This window comes from Corynebacterium hiratae, assembly GCF_009708045.1.
In the GTDB taxonomy this organism is placed as follows: domain Bacteria; phylum Actinomycetota; class Actinomycetes; order Mycobacteriales; family Mycobacteriaceae; genus Corynebacterium; species Corynebacterium hiratae.
Window position 1 is genome coordinate 1 of sequence record NZ_VIOG01000026.1, and the last position, 2274, is coordinate 2274.

The following is a 2274-nucleotide window of genomic DNA, read 5'->3' on the forward strand; positions in this document are numbered from 1 at the left end:
CGTTGGTGATGTCGTTTCGACGTTTGACGCTGGAGGCGCCGCATTGTTTGCAGCGCCATCTGGTGGTGCCTTTGCTGGTGGTGCCGTTGCGTTTCATTTCACCGCCGCAGTGGCAGCGTGGTTGGTTGGACCTGACCCCTGTTAGGTAGACACCTGATATCCAGCCCGGTTGGGTTGGGAAGAAAGGTAATCTACCACCATGCCTAGGTACTCCGAACAGTTCTTCGACATTGCGACACCACACCACGCCGCGCATAGCACATCACGGCTGCCACACCGAGGATTTCCCGTCGGGGGCTAGATATATGCTTCCGGAGCATATACTTTCCGGAAACCTACAGGTCAATCCGTGAAAATCCGCGATTCCGGACACACTTTTTGACCCTTAACCCAGATTGCACGCGTGGGGATTGAGGGTGTGAATCCCACTGTCGTGGGTTTGATGAGGTAGTCGATGTTGCGGAAGCTTTGGCATCGGCGTGCGTTGTGCTCCGTACGTTGTTTCAAAAACGGGTTTCATCAAACGGAACAAAACCTGGGACACTTCATATCCCACCCCAGGCCTAATGACTTGGGTGCAGCGGCAACGCTCATCCGATTTAGGCAGAGTCGTTGCAGGATCCAGTGGGTCACCTGGTCCGTGGTCTTTGAATTGTCGGGCGTGCAGGCAAGGCCAGCACGGAAGATCTTCTGCAAGCAACGCTTGTTGGTGCACCGGTAGCGTGGAAGGCGCACATGAAGTTGTTGGGTGGCCGACGATGGGCAGATCGACCAGGCTGCGGATGACGTGGTCGCGGAATACTCCAGGCTGCCCGCAGGTAGGGCATTCATTGATCGGCTCGACGGGTTCGGCTTCAATAACAGTGACGTCACCGTTTTCTGTGGCACCGGTGATAGTAGTTCCTAGTTTTGCGGTGCGGCAGATGGTATCGACGATGACATTTCCGTTAGGCTGCACAGTAGGTCCTTAGTTTTGTACGGATGGATTAGATACCTTTTTCCTACAAAGCCAAGGACCCCAATATCTTGTGCCACGCCCGAACCCCCGGCGAACTAATCAATGCACTCTAAAACCGGAAGAGCCCTTTTAGTACTACTGGTGGATTTCGGTTTTGGTGGGGATTAACGCCGCCGGCTTCGGTTTTTCCGTTGAGGAGGTCGTTGACTACTTCCCGATGGTGAAATGGGTCGATGGTGAGGTAGAGAGGAACCAGTCACCTGGAAGAGATCGATCCAGTCGTTGGTGTGCAATCTGGGAGGTAGGGTCGCGGGGTCGATTCCTCGCGAGCGCAACCATGATTGTGTTTCTGAACGTGATGAAAACAACCCTGCCCTTCGGAGAATTTCCCCTATCCCGCGTCCCCGGGCAGTGAAAACGGTGTGCACCATCGCCTGAAAGGCTTTGCGCTGCTCTATCGGAATCTTCGGGTCACCCACCCGGCGGATCACTAAGATCCCCCCGTCAACGTTTGGCTGTGGCCGGAAAGCAGTCCTTGGTACCCGAGAACCCAGGTGAAATGTGAACCATGGGGACCACTGAGCCGTCATCATCGTGCTTGCGCCTACCCCGGCCCGGCGGCGAGCGACTTCCCACTGCATGAGGAGTACAGCGTCAGTCCATGCTGGCGCATGCAGCAACTTTCGAAGAATGGCAGTGGTGAGGTGAAAGGGAATGTTTCCCACAATGACGCAGGGAGTGGCGGGTAACCGGAAGTTAAGGAAATCATCATGGACCACTTCGACCGCCGCCGAGGAGGTTTCTTGTGTGATTTTGGCAGCTAGTTTTGCGTCCACTTCAACTGCCGTTATCGCCCTCCCCAAGTGGGCCATCGGGTGAGTGAGGGCACCGCTTCCTGGTCCGATCTCAATGATGGGGCCGGAGGTTTGTTTCACAAGGTCGATGATGGAGTTGATGATCTTGTGGTTGGTGAGAAAATTTTGGCCATGCTCGTGACGGCCGTGTCCGTATGCAGACATCAGGTGTGCTCCTTGGATTTGAAAGGGAGCCGGGCATAACAAATAGCCGCCCGGCTAAAGGACCGGAGCGGTTTTTAACCTACGGGGTAGGAAACCGCCTTAGCGGTTGGTGCGCAACCGCAAGAAAGCGGTACCTGAAATCAACATGGGTCTAATTATATCCATTTAAAGGGTTAAGGGTCAAAATGTGTGTCTGGCTCGGCGTGTCGCGGGGGTTAGATTTGGCCTTTTTGAATGCCGATTGAGTGGGTGTAGTCGGTGTCGATAGCGTTGTCGTAGAGGGCTGGGCGTCCTGTT

The 2274-nt window shown here is 54.8% G+C and carries 3 protein-coding genes and 1 pseudogene; all 4 read right to left on the reverse strand.

The annotated features are described in order from the left end of the window. Positions 1 to 160, reverse strand: a 160-nt coding sequence (locus FME68_RS13530; protein WP_439329295.1) for a transposase-like zinc-binding domain-containing protein, incomplete at its 3' end; no start/stop codon positions are given. A gap of 380 nt (positions 161 to 540) precedes the next feature. Beyond that, positions 541 to 958 (reverse strand): annotated as a pseudogene (locus FME68_RS13100) (transposase family protein); the annotation flags it as partial. 164 nt (positions 959 to 1122) lie between these two features. Continuing rightward, positions 1123 to 1977, reverse strand: coding sequence for a 23S ribosomal RNA methyltransferase Erm (erm, locus tag FME68_RS12840; RefSeq protein WP_005390949.1), 855 nt, complete (start codon positions 1975 to 1977; stop codon positions 1123 to 1125). Positions 1978 to 2076: 99 nt separating this feature from the next. Beyond that, a complete protein-coding gene (locus tag FME68_RS13475) occupies positions 2077 to 2142 on the reverse strand; it encodes an erythromycin resistance leader peptide (RefSeq protein ID WP_071569110.1) in 66 nt (21 codons plus the stop codon). Positions 2143 to 2274 lie beyond the last annotated feature (132 nt).

Coding starts and splice junctions, on each gene's coding strand:
- erm (WP_005390949.1), bottom strand. CDS start 1,977: ATGTCTGCATACGGACACGGCCGTCACGAGCATGGCCAAAATTTTCTC.